Below are 21,179 nucleotides of genomic sequence, written 5' to 3'. Positions count from 1 at the left end.
CCGGCCATCTCCCCCTCAAGGGGGGAGATTGGCGGCTTCGACCAAGGCATTCTTCCTGCAAAGTCGGTGATTGGCGAAAGCAGACGCGACAGCTGATCTCCCCCCTGGAGGGGGAGATGGCCGGCAGGCCAGAGGGGGGCAGTGCCGGCCGCGACCCTAGAAGACAATGTCACAGGCGCACCGCCTTTCCGCTGCGGACGCTCTCGTCGGCGGCAAGGCAGACGGCGAGCGATTTCACTGCGTCGTCCATGTGGCGGGTCAGGTCGATGTCCTCGCGGATCGCCTTCAGCACGAAGGCCTGTTCGAGGTCGCAGAGATCCTGGTGGCCGGGTTCGCCTTCCATCGACAGCATCTCGTCCGGCCTGGCGAATTTGCCGTCCGCCCCGGTCGCCGCGCTATGCAGGCGGATGGTCGAGGTCTTGGTGTGGGTGTCGATGTCGTCGGACTTCACACCTTCCTTCATGACAATCGACACGCAGCCATTGGGCGAAATCACGTCCTTCACGAAGAAGGCTGTTTCCGAGATCATCGGTCCCCAGGCAGCTTCGTACCAGCCGACCGAACCGTCGTCGAACAGCACCTGCAGATGGCCGTAATTGTACATGGTCGGCGCGATTTCCTCGGTCAGCCGCAGCCCCATGCCGCGCACCTCAACCGGCTTGGCGTCGGTGATCTGCAGCATGACGTCAAGATAGTGCACGCCGCAATCGACGATTGGCGAGGTCGTCTGCATCAGTTGCTTATGCGTCTGCCAGGTCGGGCCTGACGATTGCTGGTTGAGGTTCATGCGAAACACGTAAGGGCCGCCGAGCTTGCGCGCCTCGGCGATCAGCCTGACCCAGGAGGGGTGGTGGCGCAGGATGTAGCCGATCACCAATTTTCGGCCGTTGGCCTTGGCCGCGGCGACGACGCGCTTGGCGTCCGCCACCGTCGTTGCGAGCGGCTTCTCGACGAAGACGTGGCAGCCGGCCTCGAATGCCTTCACCGCATAGTCGGCATGGCTGTCGGAATAGGTGGCGATGCAGGCAACGTCGGGCTTTTCATCGCGCAATGCATCGTCGAAGGAACGACGGATGTCATAGCCCGACAGTCCTTCCGGCAATGGCACGTCGGAGCGGTTGATGAGTGCTGCGATCTCGAAGCCCGGATTGTTATGATAGGCCAGCGCATGGCTGCGGCCCATATTGCCGAGGCCTGCGACGACGACGCTAAGGGGCGATTTAGAGGTCACCTAACTACTCCAGATGTTCCAGTTGTTCCTTCTGAGAGGGTGTCACCCCACCCGGCGCTTCGCGCCGACCTCCCCATCGAGGGGAGGTAGGACTTTGTTGCGAACACCCTCGCTGCCAAAGAAGCTTCTCCGAAAGTCGCCCATTGGCGGTCGTGAATGAAGCCACGACCTTTTACCTCCCCTTGATGGGGAGGTCGGCGCGCAGCGCCGGGTGGGGTGAAGGCTCCAGCAGAGATTTGTAGGGCTCCGCTCACTTGACGGCTCCGGATGTGATGCCGCGGATCAGCTGCCGCGAGAAGATGACGTAGAGGGTCAGCACAGGCATGATCGCCAGCGAGAGTGCCGCCAGGATGGCGTTCCAGTTGGTGACGAACTGGCCGAGGAAAAGCTGCGCGCCGAGCGTCACCGTCTTGGTCTCTTCCGACGGCGCCAGGATCAGTGGGAACCACAGATCGTTCCAGATCGGGATCATGGTGAAGACGGCGACCGTCGCCATCGAGGGCCGCACCAGCGGCAGCACCAGCCGGAAGAAGATGGTGTATTCCGACAGGCCGTCGATGCGGCCGGCATTCTTCAGATCGTCGGACACCTGCTTCATGAATTCCGACAGGATGAAGACGGCCAGCGGCAGCCCCTGCGCGGTGTAGACCAGGATCAGCGCCGTCAGCGTGTTGACCAGCCCGCTCGCCACCATCAATTGCAGGATGGCGACGGTGCCGAGCCGGATCGGGATCATGATGCCGAGCGCGAGGTAAAGCCCCATTAGCGTGTTGCCGCGGAAGCGGTATTCCGAGAGCGCGAACGCCGCCATCGCGCCGAGCAGAAGCACGAAGAACAGCGAGGCGACGGTGACGACAAGGCTGTTCTGGAAATAGTGGATGAAGTCGCCCTGCCCGATCACGGTGGTATAGCCGATCAGGTCGAAGGTTTTTGGCGTCGGCGGCGTCAGCGGTTCGCTGAAGATGCCGGCGCGTGACTTGAACGAATTCATGATGACCAGGATCACCGGAAACAGCGCGATCGCCGTATAGGTCAGAAGGATCGCGTGGGCGCCGATGGTGCGGGGCAGCGAACGGGTGGCGGTGCTCATTGGAAGGTCTCCTGACGAGCGATGACTGTTGAGGTCGGCACCAAGGCACCCCCCTCTGTCCTGCCGGACATCTCCCCCTCAAGGGGGAAGATTGGCAGCTTGAGGCTCGGCGCCTCTTCTCCAACGCTGGAGATTTGCGAAGCCAATGGTGCCATTCAATCTCCCCCCTTGAGGGGGAGATGGCCGGCAGGCCAGAGGGGGGTGTTTAGCCGTAACATGTCTGCCCCTCTAAAACTGGTAGCGACGCAGGCGCGTCTGGACGAGGAACAGGTAGACGCAGACGCCGCCGAGGATGATCAGGAACATCATCGTGGCGATCGCCGCACCCATATTGGGATCGCCGGTCTGCAGCTGGAAGCCGAAGAAGGCGCGGTAGAGGAAAGTGCCCAGAATATCGGTCGAATAGTTCGGGCCGGCCAGCGCCCCTTGCGCGGTGTAGATCAGGTCGAAGGCGTTGAAATTGCCAACGAAGGTCAGGATCGAGATGATGCCGATCGAGGGCAGGATCAGCGGCAGCTTGATCTTCCAGAACTGCGACATGCCGGTGATGCCGTCACACTCGGCCGCCTCGATCACCTCTTCGGGGATCGACAGCAGCGCCGCATAGATCAGCATCATCGGAATGCCGACGAACTGCCAGACCGAGATCAGGCTGAGCGCGGTCAGGGCATATCGTTCTTTGCCGAGCCACGGCGTGAACAGGCTTTTCAGGCCGACCAGATCCATCAGATGCGGCGCCACGCCCCACAACGGCGACAGGATCAGTTTCCAGGCGAAACCGACGATGACGAAGGAGAGGATGGTCGGCACGAAGATCGCGGTGCGATAGAAGGCGGCGAATCTCAGCCTCGGGCTGGACAGCAATGCCGCCAGCATGACACCGATCGGGTTCTGCACCACCATGTGGATGATGAAGAACCAGGTATTGTTCCGCAGCGCGTTCCAGAAGCCGACCGACCAGTTGGGGTCGCCGAACAACGTACGGAAATTAGTGAAACCGACGAACACCTGATGCTGATCGACATTGCGGAACAGCGACAGCTGCAGCGTGCCGGCCAGCGGCAGGATCATGATCGCCGTATAGACCAGCAGCGCCGGCGCCAGAAAGACGCCGATATGCCAGCGGAACGGTCGTTTCGGTCGTGTTTGTGCGGCCATGAGTGCGGTCCCCGCCGATCAGGTTTAGCAATGCCTTCGACGGCAGCGCTGCCCCCTCACCCTTACCCTCTCCCCGGGAAGGACGGGGAGAGGGGGCGCCTGCGTTTCGGCTAATCCTTCTCCCGTCACTATACGGGGAGAAGGTGCCGGCAGGCGGATGAGGGGCGGCGCCGTCGTTCGCAGTCGATGATGCTGTCGAAAAACGCAGGGCCGTCCACTTGGGGCCCTGTCTGTTGTCTGAGCTCTTATTTGCCCGGCTTGTACCAGCTGTCGAGGCCGTCCTGCAGCTTCTTGGCGGCAGCTTCCGGCGTGTCGGTGCCATTGATCACGTTGGCCGATTCAACCCAGGTTTCGTTCTCGAGGTTCGGCGTGCCGCGCGACAGGATCTGGTAGGTCGAGCGGATCGTCGACTTGCACTTGTCGCGCCAGGAGACGAATTCCTGCGCCAGCGGGTCTTCCATCTTCACCGGGGTGGAATTTAGGCTGAAGAAGCCCGGCAGTGCGTTGGCGTAGATGGTGGCGAAGTCCGGCGAGGCGACCCAGGACAGGAAGGTCTTGGCCGCGTCGGCATTCTTCGACGCCGCATTCAGGCCCATGCCGATATCGGTATGGTCGGAGATGTAGCAGGTGTCGCCGGCCTTCTCGACCGGCGGCGGGAAGGCGCCCATCTTGAACTGCGCCTGGGTGTTGAACAGGCCGATCTCCCACGATCCCGCCGGGTAGATGGCGGCGCGGCCAAGCGTGAACAGGTTCTGGCTGTCCGGATAGGTCTGGGCCTCGAAGCCGTCGCCGAGATAAGGCTTCCACTTGGCCAGTTCCTCATAGGGAGCAACCCAGTCCTTGTCGGTCAGCTTCTGGTCGCCCTTGATCAACGCTGCGCGGCCCTCTTCGCCCTTCCAGTAGTTCGGACCGATGTTCTGATAGCCCATGGTCGCGGCTTCCCAGAGGTCCTTGGTGCCCATGGCCATCGGGATGTAGGTGCCGTCGGCCTTGATCTTGTCGAGCGCGGCGAAGAACTCGTCACGCGTCGTCGGCACCTTGAGGCCGAGCTTGTCGAAGGCGTCCTTGTTGTAGATGAAGCCGTGAATGACCGAGGCCATCGGCACGCAGAAGCTCGCCTTGCCGTCGTCGGTCTGCCAGGCGGCCTTGGCAACGGGCGAAAAGTTTTCCATGCCGGGCAGCGCCGACAGGTCGGCAAGGTTGCCCTTCTTGAACAGTTCGAGCGACTTGTCGAACGGGCGGCAGGTGATCAGGTCGCCAGCCGAGCCGGCGGCGAGCTTGGCGCCGAGTGCGGCGTCATACTCGGTCGGCGCCGACGGTGCGAACACCACTTTGATGCCCGGGTTCTTGGCCTCAAAAGCCGGGATCAGCTTGTCCTTCCAGATGGCAAGGTCGTCGCCGCGCCAGCTTTCGATATTGAGCGTTACGTCATCGGCGTGAGCCAACCCGGCGGTGCCGAGAATGCTGGTGCCGAGAAGCAGTGCCGTCAGTAATTTCGTTGTCATGCTAGTCTCCCTGTTGACCTTTTTCAGGTTCGGTTTTGAGAACAGGGGCCTTCGCGCCCTTGTTCCCCTCGATCGCGGAAAGGGCTGGCCGCAGCTTCTGGCCGGTCCCTTCCAGTATCTTCTCGGCCGCAACGGCGTTGGCAGCGCCGGCGGCGAGCAGAATGGCTGTCTTGACGACGCCGCCGCTCGCTTCGAGCAGCCGCACGGCGTCTTGCCGGTCGCGGCCGCTGATAGCGGCGACGATGCGAGCCGCGCGGTCGCGCAGCTTGATGTTGTCGGCGGTGAGATTGACCATGTAGCCGTCATGGACATGGCCGAGATGAATGGCGGTAAGCGTCGACAGCATGTTGAGCGCGATCTTCTGGGCAGTGCCGGCGCCCATGCGCGTCGAGCCGGCAATCACCTCCGGTGGCGTCTCGAGCAGGATGGCGACGTCGGCCAGCCTGAGCAGGGGCGTGTCCTTGTTGTTGGCAATGGCGATGGTTGCCGCGCCCCGGCTGCGCGCATCCTTCAGCGCCTGCACCGCATAGGGCGTCGAGCCGCTGGCCGAAATCGTGATCAGGCAGTCGCCCTTGCCGATGCCGGCGCCGGCAATTGCCGTCGAGGCTTCGTCGGTGTCGTCTTCCGGTCCGCCGGCCAGGGTCTTGAAAGCGTCGTCGCCACCGGCGATGAGGATGGCGATGCGTTCGCGCTTGATGCCGAAGGTGCCGGGCAACTCCAGCGCGTCGGCCAGCGCCATCAGGCCGGAGCTGCCGGCCGCAGCATAGGCGAGCTTGCCGCCGCCGTTCAGCCGCCCGGCGATGATTTCGGCTGCGGCGGCGATGGCGGGAATGGCGTCGCGCACAGCCTTGGCGGCCTCGATCTGCGCATTGACCAAAGAAGAAAGGATGGCGTCCGGGGCCTGGATGTCCAGTCCCTCGGCATTGCTGTGAAGCGCTTCGGTGCGCGGTTCGGCCATCCCTGTCCCTCCGATGGAAGAACAATACCAAAAAAATACCACTTGTCCACACGCATTAACGAAATTGCGAACTGGAAAGCGTTGAGCCGGCAAAATTCCCGGGTTTTTCAACCTGATACGCCTTAATCTTTTTGAAACGGAAATTAATCCCTTGGCTATTGGTATTTTATTGGTATTATCCGCCCGGAGGAGACATCGCGTGAAATTCGTGCTCGGTATCGACGGCGGCGGCACCAGCTGCAGGGCAGCCCTTGCGACAGGCGATGGCGTTGTCATTGGCCGTGCCAAAAGCGGCGCCGCCAACATCCGCACCGATCTCACCGGCGCTCGCACCCACATCGTCGAGGCTGCTCGTCAGGCCTTCATCGCCGCCGGGCAAGATCCGGACCTGATCCCGCAGACACCAGCCATTCTCGGCCTTGCCGGCGCCAATGTCGGCACCTACCGCCAGCAGCTTGAAGCAATCCTGCCGTTCAGCATCAGCCGCGTCGAGACGGACGCCGAGATCGCGCTCGAAGGGGCAGTCGGCTCTGGTGACGGCGCCATGGCCATCCTCGGCACCGGCACCGCCTATATGGCGCGCAAGGGCGGCACGTCGCGCGCCATCGGCGGCTGGGGCTTTCAGGTCGGTGATCAAGGCAGCGGCGCCCGGATCGGCCGCGACCTGCTGGAGCAGACGCTGCTCGCCCATGACGGCGTCCGGCCGCGCTCAGCCCTGACCGACAGCATGATGGCCATTTTCCGCAACAATCCCGAAGACGTGGTCGAGTTCACCACCAATGCCAAGCCCGGCGATTTCGGCGGCTTCGCGCCCAAGGTTTTCGAGCATGCCGAGAAGGGCGACAGCGTCGCCAACTGGATCGTGGACAAGTCGGTTGCCGATGTCGAGGCGTCGCTCCACGCGCTCGACCTCTCTGATGACGCCCCGCTCTGCCTGCTCGGCGGGCTGGCGCCGCTCTATGGGCCGCGCCTTTCCCAGCGCTACCAGGCGCTGCTGAAAGCGCCGCTCGACGATGCCCTGGGCGGCGCCGTGCAGATGGCGGCCCGCATCTTCGTCAAAGCGGAGGCGACGCGATGAGCGATGCCGCCGACCAGATCTTCGCCACGCTGAGGCAGTCGTCGCAGAGCGGCGCCCCGCTCTACCTGCAGCTCAGGAAAAGCATCGAGGACGCCGTCAATCGCGGCCTGATCGGGCCGGGCGATGCGCTGCCTTCCGAGCGCGACATCGCCACCAAGGCCGACATTTCGCGCGTCACCGTCCGCAAGGCGGTGCAGGACCTAGTCAAGGGCGGCATCCTCGTGCAGCGCCACGGCTCCGGCACCTTCGTCGCGCCGCGCATGGAGCGCGTCGAGCAGTCGCTGTCCAGGCTCACTTCATTCACCGAAGACATGGCAAGGCGCGGCATGGCGGTGCGTTCAGCCTGGCTCGATCGCGGCCTCTACGCGCCCTCGCCCGACGAGATGATGGTGCTCGGCCTGTCGTCGAACGAGCTGGTGGCGCGCGTGGCGCGCCTGCGCATCGCAAACGACACGCCGCTGGCCATCGAGCGCGCCTCGTTGTCGGCCAGCGTGCTGCCGGATCCGGCCGGGATAGGCTCGTCACTCTATGCGGCGCTGCAACTGACCGGCAACCGGCCGGTGCGGGCGGTGCAGCGCATTTCCGCCGCCAATCTCGGCGACGCCGATGCGCGTCTGCTCGAAGTGCCATCCGGCATTGCCGGCCTGCACATCGAACGCATTTCCTATCTCGCGAGCGGCAAGGTGATCGAGTTCACCCGCTCCATCTACCGCGGCGACGCCTATGATTTCGTCGCCGAACTGCGCCTGACAGGGCCGAGCGAAGAGGGCCGACCATGATCCCCAAGACCACCCATATGCGGCGCGAGATCGACGAAATTCCGCAAGCCGTCGCGCGTCTGCTCGATGGCTCGGCGGCGGTGCTGACCGAGGCCGGACGCGGCATTCGCGAGCGCGATCCGAGCTTCGTCGTTACCGTCGCGCGCGGTTCGTCCGACCATGCCGCCACCTTCATGAAATATGCCGTCGAACTGACCGCCGGCCTGGCCGTGGCATCGGTCGGTCCGTCGATCGCCTCGATCTACGGCGCCAAGCTCAAGCTCGCCGGTTCCGCTTGCCTCGCCATCTCGCAATCCGGCAAGAGCCCTGACATCGTCACCATGGCCGAGACGGCACGGGCCGGCGGTGCGCTCACCGTCGCCATCACCAACACCGCCGATTCGCCGCTGGCGCGGGCTTCGGATTTTGCCATCGACATTCTGGCCGGCCCCGAGCGCAGCGTCGCGGCGACCAAGACATTCGTCAATTCGGCGGTCGCCGGCCTGGCGCTGATGGCGCATTGCACCGGCGACGACAGACTGCTGGCCGCCCTTGCCCGCCTGCCCGAGCATTTCAGCAAGGCGATCGCCTGCGACTGGATGGCGCTGGCCGGCGCATTGGAGACGCCGCAATCGCTGTTCATCCTCGGCCGTGGCCCGTCGGCAGCGATGGCCGACGAGGCGGCGCTGAAATTCAAGGAGACCTGCGGCATGCATGCCGAGGCCTACAGTGCAGCCGAAGTCATGCACGGCCCGCTGGCGCTGGTCGGGCCAGGCTTCCCGGTGCTGGCGCTCGCCGCCCGCGATGCCTCCGAGCCGTCCGTGGCAGAGGCTGCCGACAACCTTGCCGGCAAGGGTGCAGCAGTTTTTGTAACCTCGGACAAAGCCAAGAGCGCGGCGCGGCTGCCGCATGTCGCCACCGGTCATCCCTTGACCGACCCGCTGATGCTGATCGTCTCCTTCTACGGCTTCGTCGAAGCCTTCGCCCGCCATCGCGGCCTCGATCCGGACGTACCGCGCAATCTGCGCAAGGTGACGGAAACCGTATGAGCGGCCGTTTTGCCCTGACTGGCGCCCGAATTTTCGATGGCGACGACTGGCATGATAACGCCGCCCTTGTCGTGCACGGCGATGTGGTCGAAGGCATTCATCCCGTCGGCGCCATTCCGTCGGGCGTTGCCCGCATCGACGCCGGGGGCGGCATGCTGGTGCCGGGTTTTGTCGACCTGCAGGTCAATGGCGGCGGCGGCGTCATGCTCAACGACCATCCCGATGTCGCCTCGCTGGCAACAATCTGCCGGGCGCATGCGCCGTTCGGCACGACCGCACTGCTGCCGACGCTAATCACAGATACGCCTGACATCACCGGCGCGGCCATTGCCGCCGGCACCGAGGCGGCACGGCAAAAACTGCCGGGGTTTCTCGGCCTGCATCTCGAGGGACCGCATCTCTCGGTCGCCCGCAAGGGGGCGCATGACCCGGCTCTGATCCGGCCGATGACGGATGCGGATGAAGCGGCGCTGGTCGCGGCACGCAAAAACCTGCCGGTGCTGCTGACGACGATCGCGCCCGAATCCGTCGAGCCCGCCCGTGTTGCGGCTTTGGCCAAGGCCGGCATCGTCGTCAGCCTCGGCCATTCCGATACCGGCTATGCCACGGCCAGAGCCTTTGCCGACGCGGGCGCCAGCGTGGTCACACATCTGTTCAACGCCATGAGCCAGATCGGCAACCGTGAGCCGGGGCTGGCGGGTGCGGCCATCGACATAGGCAGTCTGTCGGCCGGGATCATTGCCGACGGCATCCATGTCGATCCCGCCAACATGGCAATCGCGCTGCGCGCCAAGCAGGGGCCGGGCAGGATCGTGCTGGTCACCGACGCCATGGCGACGATCGGCACCGACATGACGTCGTTCACCCTTAACGGCCGCATCATCTATCGCAAGGATGGCAGTCTGCGGCTGGCCGACGGCACGCTGGCCGGCGCCGATCTCGATATGATCTCGGCCGTCCGCTACATGCACAGGATCGTCGGGCTGGACCTGTCGGAAGCGTTGCGCATGGCCTCGCTCTATCCGGCGCAGGCGGTCGGCCAGGCCCACCGGCTCGGCCGCTTCGCCAATGGCACGGCTGCCGATATCGTCGCTCTGTCGGACGCCCTCGACGTCAACGGCGTCTGGATCGGCGGCGACAAGGTTTTTGCAGGCGCGGACAGTCCGCGCTAAAGTCCACCCATGCATGATGTCGACTGCGTTGTCGCCGGAGCCGGTGTTGTCGGCCTCGCCATTGCCCGCGCGCTGGCGCTGTCGGGCCGCGAGGTGCTGGTGGTCGAGAAGGCCGCAGCCATCGGCACGGGCACCAGTTCGCGCAATTCGGAAGTCATCCATGCCGGGCTTCATTATACGCCGGGCAGCCTGAAGGCCCGTCTCTGCGTCAACGGCCGCGAGCGTCTCTATGCCTATTGCCGCGAGCACGACGTCGCCCATCATCGCACCGGCAAACTGATCGTTGCCGTCGAACCCGACCAGTTGGACAAACTGCAGGCGATCCAGATCAACGCGGCGCAATGCGGAGTCGGTGACCTCAAGCTTTTGACGCGCGCAGAGGCCGAAAGCCTGGAACCGGCGCTGAGCTGCGCCGGCGCGCTGCTGTCGCCGTCAACCGGCATCGTCGACAGCCAGGCGCTGATGCTGTCATTGCGTGGAGACGCGGAAGCGGCCGGCGCATCTTTCGCCTTGCTCACCGTTGTCTCAGGCGCGAGCATCGAAGCCGACGGCATCCGGATCGACACGCGCGACGCCGATGGCGAGGGTTTCACCTTGAAGACCGGCGCCTTCATCAACGCCGCCGGCCTCGACGCGCAGGCGCTCGCCGGCCGCATCGAAGGCCTCCCGCAAGACCGTGTTCCGCCGCTGTGGCTGGCGCGCGGCAATTATTTCGCGCTTTCCGGCCGCTCGCCCTTTTCGCGGCTGATCTATCCGGTGCCGGTCCATGGCGGCCTCGGCGTGCATCTGACCCTCGACATGTCGGGGAGCGCGCGCTTTGGCCCGGATGTCGAATGGATCGATCGCGTCGACTATACCGTCGATCCCGCACGAGGCGCTGCCTTCTACGACGAAATCAGGCGCTACTGGTCCGGCCTGGCGGACGGCGCCCTGCAACCGGCCTATGCCGGCGTCAGGCCGAAACTGTCCGGTCCGGGCCAGCCGCCCGCCGACTTCGTCATCCAGGGACCGGCTGACCACGGGGGCGGTCAGATCGTCAATCTGTTCGGCATCGAGAGCCCTGGCCTTACCGCCAGCCTCGCCATCGCAGAACATGTCGTTGGGCTTTTATATCCGCAATGACGGGCGTTCCTGAAACGTCGGGCAGGCGCATACCATGAAACCTTTTGATATGGAGGTCGTTGTCGGGGCATATGTCCGAGGCAAAACCCAAATCGGAACCGGCCGACGGCATCGAAGCGCGCGATGCCCCGAAGTCGCGTCGGGAAAAGCCGTCACGGCAAACGCGCGGAGATGGACCGCGCGAGGACACGCCGCGCGAGAAAAAAGCATCGGCCGCCGAAGCCGCGTCCGAGCCCGTTGGCGAGGCTGCGCCGCCGCCGGATGCCGTCGAACCCGATCCCAAGCTGACGCCCGAGCAGGCCGAGCAGGCGCGCAAAAAATATCTGCTGCGGCGTTTCTGGATCAGCGGGCGCGGCTATTGGGGGAGGCATGGCGACAAGCTCGCCTGGCCTTTGACGATCGGAGTGCTGCTGCTGATCTGCATCAACATCGGTTTCCAGTATGGCATCAACGTCTGGAACCGCTCGATGTTCGATGCCCTCGAGCAGCGCAACGCCAGCACGGTCTATCTCCTCAGCGCCGTATTCGTGCCGCTGGTGATCTGCAGCGGCAGCCTTGTCGTCGCGCAGGTCTATCTGCGCATGACGATCCAGCGCCGCTGGCGTTCCTGGCTGACCACCGGGGTCGTCGCGCGCTGGCTGGCAAACGGCCGCTACTACCAGCTGAACCTCGTGGGCGGCGATCACCAGAACCCCGAGGCACGCATGACCGAGGATCTGCGCATCGCCACCGAGTCGCCGGTCGATTTCACTGCCGGCGTCCTCAACGCATTCCTGTCGGCCTCTACCTTTATCGTCGTGCTGTGGACCATCGGCGGCGCGCTCACCCTGCCGATCGGCGGCGAGAGCATCACCATTCCCGGCTTTCTGGTCATCACCGCGATCATCTATGCCGCCATCACCTCGACCTCGATGGTGGTCATCGGCCGCGATTTCGTCCAGCTCTCCGAGCGGAAGAACCAGGCGGAGGCCGAACTGCGTTACACGCTGACGCGCGTGCGCGAAAACGGCGAGAGCATCGCCTTGCTGGGAGGCGAGGACGAGGAGCGCAGCGGCATCGACAGAAATTTCGGCCACGTGCTGAGGCAATGGGCTCTGCTGACCGGACAGCACATGCGCACGGCGGCGGTGTCGCAGGGATCGAGCCTGTTTGCGCCGGTCGTGCCGATCCTTTTGTGCGCGCCAAAATTCCTCGAAGGCTCGATGACGCTTGGCGAGGTGATGCAGGCGGCGTCTGCCTTTGGCATCGTGCAAGGCGCGTTCGGCTGGCTGGTCGACAACTATCCGCGCCTCGCCGACTGGAACGCCTCCGCGCGGCGCATTGCCTCGCTGATGATGTCGCTCGACGGGCTCGAGCGCGCCGAGCAGAGCGATGCGCTCGGACGCATCAACCGGGGCGAAGCGGAAGACGGCGCCATCCTCAGCCTCGACAATCTTTCCGTGACACTCGACGACGGCACCTCCGTGGTCAAGGAAACCGAGGTCGTGATCGAGCCGGGCGAGCGGGTGCTGGTTTCAGGCGAATCCGGTTCAGGCAAGTCGACGCTGGTGCGGGCCGTCGCGGGCCTGTGGCCATGGGGCGGCGGCAGCGTCAATTTCCACACCGACAGGCGCCTGTTCATGCTGCCGCAACGCCCCTACATCCCTTCCGGAACGCTTCGCCGCGCGGTCGCCTATCCCGCGGCGGCGGACAAGTGGACCATCAAGCAAATCAAGGCTGCCCTCGACAAGGTGGGGCTTGGCTATCTCACCGGCAGGATCAAGGAAGAGGCGCCATGGGACCAGACGCTGTCGGGCGGCGAAAAGCAACGCCTCGCCTTCGCGCGCCTGCTGCTGCATCGCCCCGATATCGTGGTGCTGGATGAAGCGACTTCGGCGCTCGACGAGAAGAGCCAGGACACGATGATGTTGACGGTGATCCGCGAACTGCCTGACGTCACCATCATCAGCGTGGCGCATCGTGCGGAGCTCGAAGCCTTCCACAGCCGCAAGATCACCCTGGAGCGGCGGGAGGGCGGCGCCAAGCTCGTCAGCGACGTCGACCTCATCCCGCGCAAGCGCAAACGCAGCCTGCTGAACCGCGCTTTGTGGGGTTCCAGCACTCGGGTGAAAAAGCCGCGCAGGTAAAAGGCGCCACTGCCGAACCGCGAACAGATGTCCAGGCGAAGCGCTTGGGCAAAGACATTAGCCGGCTATGGATTAGCCGTAGAGACCCTTGTAGGTCTCGCGCAGCAGGTTCTTCTGCACCTTGCCCATCGTGTTGCGCGGCAGCTCATCGACGAAGATCACCTGCTTCGGGTGCTTGTATTTGGCCAGCTGGCCGGCAATGGCGCCAACGATCTCGGCCCCGGTGATCTGCGATGCCGGCGCCCGCACCACGACAGCGGTGACGCCTTCGCCGAAATCGGGATGGGCAATTCCGATGACGGCACTTTCCAAGACGCCGGCAACGGCGTCGATCTCGCTCTCGATCTCCTTGGGATAGATGTTGTAGCCGCCGGAGATAATGAGATCCTTGCCGCGGCCGACGATGTGGACGTAGCCGTCCGCGTCGATGATGCCGAGGTCGCCGGTGATGAAGAAGCCGTCCTTGCGAAACTCCGCCTTGGTTTTTTCCGGCATGCGCCAATAGCCGGAAAAGACATTCGGACCTTTGACCTCGATCATGCCGACTTCACCCTGGCCAAGCGCATCGCCGCTGTCAGGGTCGGCGATGCGCAGCGAAACGCCGGGCAGCGGGAAGCCGACCGTGCCGGCCCGACGCTCGCCCTCATAGGGGTTCGACGTGTTCATGTTGGTCTCGGTCATGCCGTAGCGCTCGAGAATGGCGTGGCCGGTGCGCTCGCGCCAGGCCTTGTGCGTTTCGGCGAGCAGCGGCGCCGAGCCGGAAACGAACAGGCGGATGTTCTTCGCCGCCTGGGCATCCAGCCCGTCCTGCTGCAGGAGCCTGGTATAGAAGGTCGGCACCCCCATCAGCACTGTCGCGCGGGGCAAGAGCGAGACGATGCGGCCGGCGTCGAATTTCTGCTCGAACAGCATCGAGGCGCCGGCCATCAGGGTGACGTTGGTGGCGACGAACAGGCCATGCGTGTGGAAGATCGGCAGGGCATGGATCAGCACGTCATCCCCGGTGAAACGCCATTGCTCGACCAGCACGCGCGCATTGGAGGCCAGGTTTTCGTGGCTGAGCATGGCGCCCTTGGAGCGTCCGGTGGTGCCCGATGTGTAAAGGATTGCGGCCAGATCGTCCGGCCCGCGCGCCACGGCGTCGAAATCCGTGGGCTGTTGTGCCGCCAGTTCGGTCAGCGAGCCCTCACCATTGCTGCCAAGCGTGAAGGTGGCAGCACCCGACGCCTGCGCCAACGGCGCGATAGCGCCGGCGCGGGCCGGGTCGCAGACGACCAGCCGCGGCTCGGCATCACCGAAGAAATAGCCGAGTTCGGCCAGCGTGTAGGCGGTGTTGAGAGGCAGGAAGACCGCGCCGGCGCGCAGGCAGGCGAGGTAAAGGAAAATGCATTCAGGGCTTTTTTCGACCTGCACGGCAACGCGGTCGCCCGGCTCGACGCCGAAATGCCTCAGCGCATGTGCCAGCTGTGCCGATTGCGCCAGCATGTCGCCATAGGCGATCGCGCGTCCGTCATCGGTCGCCATCAGGATGCGCTCGGAGGCTGAAATCCGGCTGCGGAACGCGTCGAACAGGTGATTGGTCATGCGCATTCCCTAGAGATGATGCCGAAAAGTGTGAAGCGGTTTTCGGAGGACATGCTCTACCCTTTGATTTAGCCGGATGATTTCAGGTCGATTCGGCCTGAAATCATCCGGCTCCAGCGCATGGCCTTGGAACAAAGGAAACGATTTCGCCTCCGTCCGGCAAAAACGTGAAATCGGGTTTGCCGCCGATCAGATGAAGGCAAGCGGACTTGGATAGCTGGCGGATTTTGGATAGCGGACCGGAAGCGCTTCTATCTGCGGCTGCGCAGCGCCTTGGTGGCGCTCACGCGTGGATCGCCGCTGTCGTTGAAGCGCTCCATGCACATGGCTGCCGTCAGACGGTAATGGTTGAGGAGGGCTTCAACGGCGCCGTCGGCATCGCCATCCACCGTGCGCTCCGCAATCAGCCGATGTTCACTGATTTCGTCGCGCTCGCTGCCGTCCTGGGAGATCAGCCGGTAACGGGAGGCCTGATCCGAAAGCTGTTCGCAAAAGCCGGTCAACCAATGCGAGCGGCAGCCTGCGATCAGTGCCCGATGGAAGGCGCGGTGCAGCTTTTCCCATTCCGGATTGTTCGAGGACGGATCCTCCGGCAAGCGGCGCGGGGCACGCGCCAGGCGATGCAAGGCCAGCACGAGCTGCTCTTCCCATTCGCCGGTGCGGTTGGCAATGGATTCACGCAGCGCCCGCTCTTCCAGCCAGCAGCGGGTGCGCGTCAATTCCTCGAGTTCTGGGGCACTGACCGGCATGATGAAGAAACCGCGCTGGTCGTGGCGGCCGAGCAGGCCTTCCGAAGCAAGTCGGTTGAGGGCCTCGCGAACCGGTGAGGCGCCGGCGCCGTAACGGGAAACCACCCATTCGACACGAAGCTTGCTTTCACTTTCAAACACGCCGCGCAGGAGATCGTCGCGAAGCTGTTGATAGACCGTACTAGCGAGTGTGCTCTTGGGTCCCGCGCCTTCGCTCACATCGGCAGATCCGTAGGTCAATACGACTCCTGTAGCTCTCCCATGCTCCGCTAGCCCGTTCGCGAAGCAAACGATTTCCCCTGTAAATTTACTGTAACTCCTAAGGCATCCGCCCCTCAAGCGAAAGATCACGATATTCGACTTAAAGAGGAAGGTTGACCGCATCTTATCCGCCGGAAGTAACTAAAAACGTGAAAAACTTGTTCTTCTGAAGAAAGTTTGTCTGCCAGCATGGCAGGTGCCCTCGAGAAACAGCTTCGAGATCCCGAATACGGATAATTTTTTCTTAACGCGCGTGATGCCGCCGGATTGACCTCTCCCCGCATGCAGATCCCTTCGGCAGTTATCCACTAGATTTATGGGCCAAAACTAGTGCCGGATGCCGCGATCCTGTCGCTTGCCGCGATGCCCTTGCGGCTGCCACCCGTTGACGGCTTTTTGGGAGATCGAAGGATCAGGCAGGGAGATCAGGCCGAGGAGAACCTACCAGCCGGGAACTTGCCCTGGAACTGATGTCAGCCGGCAGCCCGGTCGGCCGCGGTTCGGATGGCTTCTATATTGGCCCGGTAGGCTTCGACGCTGCCGCCCTTGAAGATGGCGGCGCCTGCCACCAGCACATCGGCGCCGGCTGATGTGACCAGGGGGGCGGTTTCCGGCGACACGCCGCCGTCGACCTCGATGCGAATCGGCCGGTTGCCGATCAGCGCTTTCACCCGCTTGACCTTGTCGACCATGGCCGGGATGAAGGCCTGGCCGCCAAAGCCCGGATTGACGGTCATGATCAGGATCAGGTCGAGCCGGTCGAGCACATATTCGATCGCACTTTCCGGCGTCGCCGGATTGAGCGATACGCCGGCCTTCTTGCCGAGACCCTTGATGGTCTGAAGCGAGCGGTCGAGATGCGGTCCGGCCTCGGCATGCACGGTCATGCCGTCGCAGCCGGCATCGGCAAAGGCGGCCAGATAAGGATCGGCCGGCGCAATCATCAAATGGCAGTCGAAAAAGGCCTTGGTGCGGTTGCGGATGGCCTTGATCACCGGCGGGCCGAAGGTGATGTTGGGCACGAAATGCCCGTCCATCACGTCGAGATGGATCCAGTCGGCGCCGGCCGCCGTCACCGCCTCGACCTCGTCGCCGAGCTTCGAGAAATTCGACGCCAGCACCGATGGCGCGATCAGGGTCTTCCTGCTCATGATGCGGCCCCTTTGGGCGCCCTGTTTGCGGGCGCGGCCTTGACGACTGCTAGAGCAATTCCAAGAAAAGTGGGAACGGCTTTCCGTCCGGAATTGCGTGAAAACAAAGAGATAGAGCGGTTCGGCTTTTCCACCAAACGATGAACTGCTCTAGACCATGATCCCGGAAAGGGAAAGTCGGTATATGCTGCGCCCGGCAGCGGGTTCGGCGAATACCTGGCCGCCCGATCGCCGCAGCGCGCCCAAGGAAAAACCCCGCCGGATCGCTCCGGCGGGGTTCTGAATTTTGACTCGTATCCAGATCCTATGGCTTGAAGTTGGCCGCCGGATCCCTTTGCGGCTGTACCTGCGTCTGCGGCGTGCGCTTCGGTATGAACTGCTGAAGGACACCTGGATTGAGCAACAGGGTCGGATCGAGCGACGGCTGCTGCCGGATCGCCCTGCAGTTCGGGAACCGACCAACCGTGCCTTCGGGGCAGCGCCGCTTGATGATCGGCACGCACTGGCCGCCGACCATCTGCGAGCCCGGGGCGCAGTCTCCCACCTGCGGCCTCGGCTTGCGGCATGCGCCGTCGATCACCTGGGTGCCGCGCGGGCAAACACACTCGCCGCGCTTGTTGTGCACCTGGCCGCGTATGTCGCACTGTTCCAGCACAGGCTTCTTCTGCCGGCAGGCATTGCCTTGCACCTCGGTACCCCGCGGGCAGACACAATTGCCGTTGGCGTCGTGGACCTGGCCGCGGATCGAGCACTGCTCGGGCTTCGGCCGGATCGGCCGGCAGACCTTGCCCCTGACTTCTGTGCCGTCCGGGCAGACGCAATCGCCATTGGCGTTTTGGATCTGACCACGGATCGAGCATTGTTCAGGCTTTGGCCGGATCGGCCGGCAGGCTCCATTGCGCACCTCTGTCCCACGCGGGCAGACACAATCGCCATCGGCGTCATGAACCTGGCCGCGTATGCCGCACTCCTCGGGCTTCTGCTTGTCGCGCACGCAGGCATTTGCCTGTCGGTCGAGATGCGTACCTTCCGGGCAGTAGCAGCCATTGCCGTCCGACGTCGGGACCGAACCGGGGATGGTGCAGCCAGGCTTGTCGGTCTTGATGCAAGCGCCGTTCTCAAGCTCGGTTCCGCGGGGGCAGACACAGCGTCCATCCTCGGTGCGGATCTGGCCCTTGAGCAGCACGCAGGGCCTTGGATCCTTTGGCTGGATGATGACGCCGCCGTCGGGCGAGCACTGGCCGTTGCGGAACGTCGTGCCTTCCGGACACACGCACCGACCGGCATCGTTCATGACGAACCCCGGCGAGCATTCCTTCTTCACCTCGCGCTTGATGGTGAAGGGATGGCAGGCATAGGCCTTGCCGCGATCGCCCTGGATATTGGTCAGGTCGCCGGGCAGTACGTCGCCGCCGCCTTGCACCCTGGTGTCGGGAGACAAGACCCCGACGCAGTTCTGGCCGCTAACGTTGCCCCGCAGATTGGCCAGGGGAGCGTCGGGAAGGACCACGGTGACCTTGTGCACATGGCTTTCCCCGGCGCCGAGCGTCAGGTTGGCAATGCAGGTCAACGGCAAGGTCGTCGGTTCGGGCGAGCAGCCGAAGGGCGGCTCGATCGAGGTGATCGCGACGCCTTGCAGCCGCCCCAGCCCGTCCACCCCGATCGCATCGCCGATGCGGACCGGACCGGAGAAGGCGGTCTGGCCATCATTGGTGATGGTGATCTCGAACGAGCAGGGTTGCCCGGGCTGGCACTCGGCATCGCCGGTCTTCTTGACGCTGATGGTGGACGTGCCGCCGCCCTTGGCGCAGGCCTGGCCGATAGGGTAGACGATATCGTCTCCAGGGGCCGGGCCATACGAGCCGCGTGCGCAGTTCTCGAACGCGCCATTGGCCGAGACCGTCACGTCGAAGTGCCTCGATGTTCCGGGAGTCATCACGGCGCCGGGAATCTGGCACGACAGCGCATTGGCCGGAACCGCTCCGCAGGCCCATTCCGCGCCGTCGGGTGTGACGGTCTGGATCTGGACCGGCGCGCCACCCGATATCAGCGTGGCAGCATCGTTGACCCGCACCGGACCGGTGGGGGCAGAGGTGCCAAGGCTGATGACGGTGATGCGGCAGGAAACCACCGCCGCACCGGCGAGCGAGCCGTTGCAGACCTTGGTGATGCGTAGGGTCGGCTTGCCGCCATTGGGATGACGGAAGCGTTCCTTGGCGCAGGCCTTGTTGTTGGTGAGGTCGACCTCACCGGGGACGGGCTTCAGCGCCGCGCAGTTCTCGACCGAATCCGACTGGTAGCCGGCCGGCATGACCGCCTTGACGACGATCGGCGTCGATGCGCCCGGCATCAGCACGATGCCGGCATTGTCGCAGCGGAACTGGCCGGGACCGTTCGGTCCGCATGTCCAAGGCGGAGACGGGCCGAAGGTCGAAGAGGCCGGCGCGCCGCCCGGGTAATTGTCGACAACCGTCAGCGGCCCATTATAGGGGACGCTGCCATTGTTGATGATGTCGATCACGAAGTAGCAGATGCCGTCGGGCGTGCAGACCGGGATGCGGGCACGCTTCTTCAAGATCAGGTCGACCTTCTTGTCGACCGGGGGCCGGCAATCGCGGTCGCGGTCGCCACGCCGGCAGATCGGGATCGAGGCACAGCCGCGATCGTTCTGCTGGCTGCCGAACAGCGGCTTGCCGCTGGCGCCGTAATTATAGGTGGCGCAGTTGCGCAGCGCGCTGCCTTGCCAACCACCCGCCGGCTTGAAGCCGAGCTTGAGGTTGATGGAGGCCCCCGGATTGAGCGTGGTCACCGGATAGGTGCACGTCATCGGGGTCACGCCGGGCACGCAGACCCAGGGCGGGTTGGGCCCTGAATCCAGAGTCGAGCCGGCCGGCAGCGTCACCTCGTCGAGCACGATCTTGCCGTGATACGGCCCGTCGCCGACATTGGTGACCTTGATGGTGAAGTCGCAGCCGCCCCCCATCGTGCAACGCGTCACGTCGGCGCGTTTCTCGACCTTGAGGTCCGGTTCCTTGTCCTTGGGAGGACATCTCAAGTCACGCGGGATGACGATGTCGATGGTCTGCGTGCAGCATAGTCCCCAACCCTCCTTCGGGCCGGCATAGGTCTCGATGCCGGTGACGATGAGGTGGATGACGTCGCCGGGCGATGCACCGACGATCTTCCAGTTCAGCACACCGCCGCCCGCCGGCACCAATTGCGTGTCGGGGATGATGGTGATGCCTGGGGTCGTCGTCGATACCTGCACCCATTTGCCGCCCATCTCCGGGCCGACAGGCATGTGGTAGATGAACGCGCCGCCGCCTTGCACGCAATCGACCGTGCCGCGCTCCACCTTGAAACATTCCCGGTCGGGAGGCGGAGGCCGCTTGTCACAGTTGGTGAGGTCGATCTTGATCGAGGTCTTGGCCCCGGTCTTGTAGTCTCCATCGTCGGGCTTGCCCGGATCCTGCGACGGGATGATGGCCCCCGTGCCGACGCCCGGCGTCACCTTGATCATGCCCTGGTTGTCGACGATGGTCGGCGAAGGAAACGCCGCATGGTCGATCTTGGCGGTGATCTTGAAATTGATGACGCGTTCATTGCCAGCCCCAGCGCCGTCGAGATCGGTGGCGGAAATCCGGAAATCGGAAACCGTCGCCGTATCGTTCGGATTAGCCGAGGTGCTGATTGTCGCACCCGGCAGCGGTCCGCCGGACGCATCCGTGCCGTCGCCGGACACGTTGACGTTGACGATCGCAAGACCGTGCGGAAGCTGATCCTTGAAGTCGAGTTGGAGTTTCTTCAGCCTGGCCGAAAAGCTTGGGTCGGCAAAGCCTTGCGGGTCGCCGCGCAGGCCAAAGCTCAGAGAGTAGACGACGTAGTCGCAGCTCCTCTGTGTGCCTGTTTTGGTGAAGAACGGCACGATCCGTTCCGGCCTCGGATTGACGATTTTTGAATTGTCCAGGTCGAGCCGCAGTTCCGGAGTGATCGGGACTGCATCTTCGGCGTGGCTTGCCACAGGGGTGAACATGGCGACCGCGATACCGGCCGCCATCAGCCAGCGCGCGCCGCGCCTGGCATATGACGGGGGTTTCATGATGGTCTCCATGACGGTTGGCTGCTTGCCGGTGGATTGACTGCTCTTCGCGGTCGGGGAAAGTGCGAGATTTTTCATCTTCCCCTCC

Annotated in this window: 15 protein-coding genes; 6 read left to right on the top strand and 9 right to left on the bottom strand. The window is 64.0% G+C overall.

The genetic code is table 11. The features are described 5' to 3' along the window. Window positions 1-169: 169 nt before the first annotated feature. The 5 genes from NKH54_RS05425 to NKH54_RS05405 form a co-directional block, all read right to left on the bottom strand. The gene (locus NKH54_RS05425; RefSeq protein WP_353027831.1) at window positions 170-1,231 is read right to left on the bottom strand and encodes a Gfo/Idh/MocA family protein; all 1,062 of its coding nucleotides are present in this window, start codon (window positions 1,229-1,231) and stop codon (window positions 170-172) included. Window positions 1,232-1,481: 250 nt separating this feature from the next. Beyond that, a complete protein-coding gene (locus NKH54_RS05420; RefSeq protein WP_353027830.1) occupies window positions 1,482-2,321 on the bottom strand; it encodes a carbohydrate ABC transporter permease in 840 nt (279 codons plus the stop codon). Between the two features lie 228 nt (window positions 2,322-2,549). Next, complete coding sequence (locus NKH54_RS05415; RefSeq protein WP_023668843.1) at window positions 2,550-3,479, bottom strand: carbohydrate ABC transporter permease; 930 nt, start codon at window positions 3,477-3,479, stop codon at window positions 2,550-2,552. 245 nt (window positions 3,480-3,724) lie between these two features. Beyond that, a complete protein-coding gene (locus tag NKH54_RS05410; RefSeq protein WP_023668844.1) occupies window positions 3,725-4,984 on the bottom strand; it encodes an ABC transporter substrate-binding protein in 1,260 nt (419 codons plus the stop codon). A 1-nt stretch (window position 4,985) separates the two neighbouring features. Next, window positions 4,986-5,942, bottom strand: coding sequence for an N-acetylmuramic acid 6-phosphate etherase (locus NKH54_RS05405; RefSeq protein ID WP_023694233.1), 957 nt, complete (start codon window positions 5,940-5,942; stop codon window positions 4,986-4,988). 199 nt (window positions 5,943-6,141) lie between these two features. Between NKH54_RS05405 and NKH54_RS05400 the strand changes: the two genes are divergently transcribed. From NKH54_RS05400 to NKH54_RS05375, 6 genes are all read left to right on the top strand, one after another. Continuing rightward, window positions 6,142-7,020: a glucosamine kinase nucleotide-binding domain-containing protein gene (locus tag NKH54_RS05400; RefSeq protein ID WP_023668846.1), complete on the top strand. Its 879-nt coding sequence runs from the start codon at window positions 6,142-6,144 to the stop codon at window positions 7,018-7,020. Continuing rightward, entirely contained in the window at window positions 7,017-7,799 is a 783-nt protein-coding gene (locus tag NKH54_RS05395; RefSeq protein ID WP_023732576.1) for a GntR family transcriptional regulator, read from the top strand. Before NKH54_RS05400 ends, NKH54_RS05395 begins: the two co-directional genes overlap by 4 nt. Further along, window positions 7,796-8,827, top strand: coding sequence for an SIS domain-containing protein (locus tag NKH54_RS05390; protein WP_353027829.1), 1,032 nt, complete (start codon window positions 7,796-7,798; stop codon window positions 8,825-8,827). Before NKH54_RS05395 ends, NKH54_RS05390 begins: the two co-directional genes overlap by 4 nt. Next, on the top strand, window positions 8,824-9,999 hold the full coding sequence (nagA, locus tag NKH54_RS05385) for an N-acetylglucosamine-6-phosphate deacetylase (protein WP_353027828.1): 1,176 nt from the start codon (window positions 8,824-8,826) through the stop codon (window positions 9,997-9,999). The genes NKH54_RS05390 and nagA overlap by 4 nt, the downstream gene beginning before the upstream one ends. A 9-nt stretch (window positions 10,000-10,008) precedes the next feature. Beyond that, on the top strand, window positions 10,009-11,121 hold the full coding sequence (locus NKH54_RS05380; RefSeq protein ID WP_353027827.1) for an NAD(P)/FAD-dependent oxidoreductase: 1,113 nt from the start codon (window positions 10,009-10,011) through the stop codon (window positions 11,119-11,121). 71 nt (window positions 11,122-11,192) lie between these two features. After that, window positions 11,193-13,247: an ABC transporter ATP-binding protein/permease gene (locus tag NKH54_RS05375; protein ID WP_353027826.1), complete on the top strand. Its 2,055-nt coding sequence runs from the start codon at window positions 11,193-11,195 to the stop codon at window positions 13,245-13,247. A 72-nt stretch (window positions 13,248-13,319) separates the two neighbouring features. Here the strand turns inward: NKH54_RS05375 and NKH54_RS05370 are convergent, their stop codons facing one another. The 4 genes from NKH54_RS05370 to NKH54_RS05355 form a co-directional block, all read right to left on the bottom strand. Further along, window positions 13,320-14,831 carry a malonate--CoA ligase gene (locus tag NKH54_RS05370; protein ID WP_353027825.1) on the bottom strand — a complete coding sequence of 504 codons (1,512 nt, stop codon included), beginning with the start codon at window positions 14,829-14,831 and terminating at the stop codon, window positions 13,320-13,322. A gap of 251 nt (window positions 14,832-15,082) precedes the next feature. Continuing rightward, on the bottom strand, window positions 15,083-15,820 hold the full coding sequence (locus NKH54_RS05365; protein ID WP_023696930.1) for a GntR family transcriptional regulator: 738 nt from the start codon (window positions 15,818-15,820) through the stop codon (window positions 15,083-15,085). Window positions 15,821-16,314: 494 nt separating this feature from the next. After that, complete coding sequence (gene rpe, locus NKH54_RS05360) at window positions 16,315-16,992, bottom strand: ribulose-phosphate 3-epimerase (RefSeq protein WP_023823849.1); 678 nt, start codon at window positions 16,990-16,992, stop codon at window positions 16,315-16,317. A 304-nt stretch (window positions 16,993-17,296) separates the two neighbouring features. Next, window positions 17,297-21,169, bottom strand: a complete 3,873-nt coding sequence (locus NKH54_RS05355; RefSeq protein WP_353027823.1) for a DUF7929 domain-containing protein — start codon at window positions 21,167-21,169, stop codon at window positions 17,297-17,299. Between the last annotated feature and the right edge of the window lie 10 nt (window positions 21,170-21,179).

This window comes from Mesorhizobium sp. M1004 (assembly GCF_040318795.1).
Taxonomy (GTDB): Bacteria; Pseudomonadota; Alphaproteobacteria; order Rhizobiales; family Rhizobiaceae; genus Mesorhizobium.
This window is presented reverse-complemented; position numbering and strand designations above follow the sequence as displayed.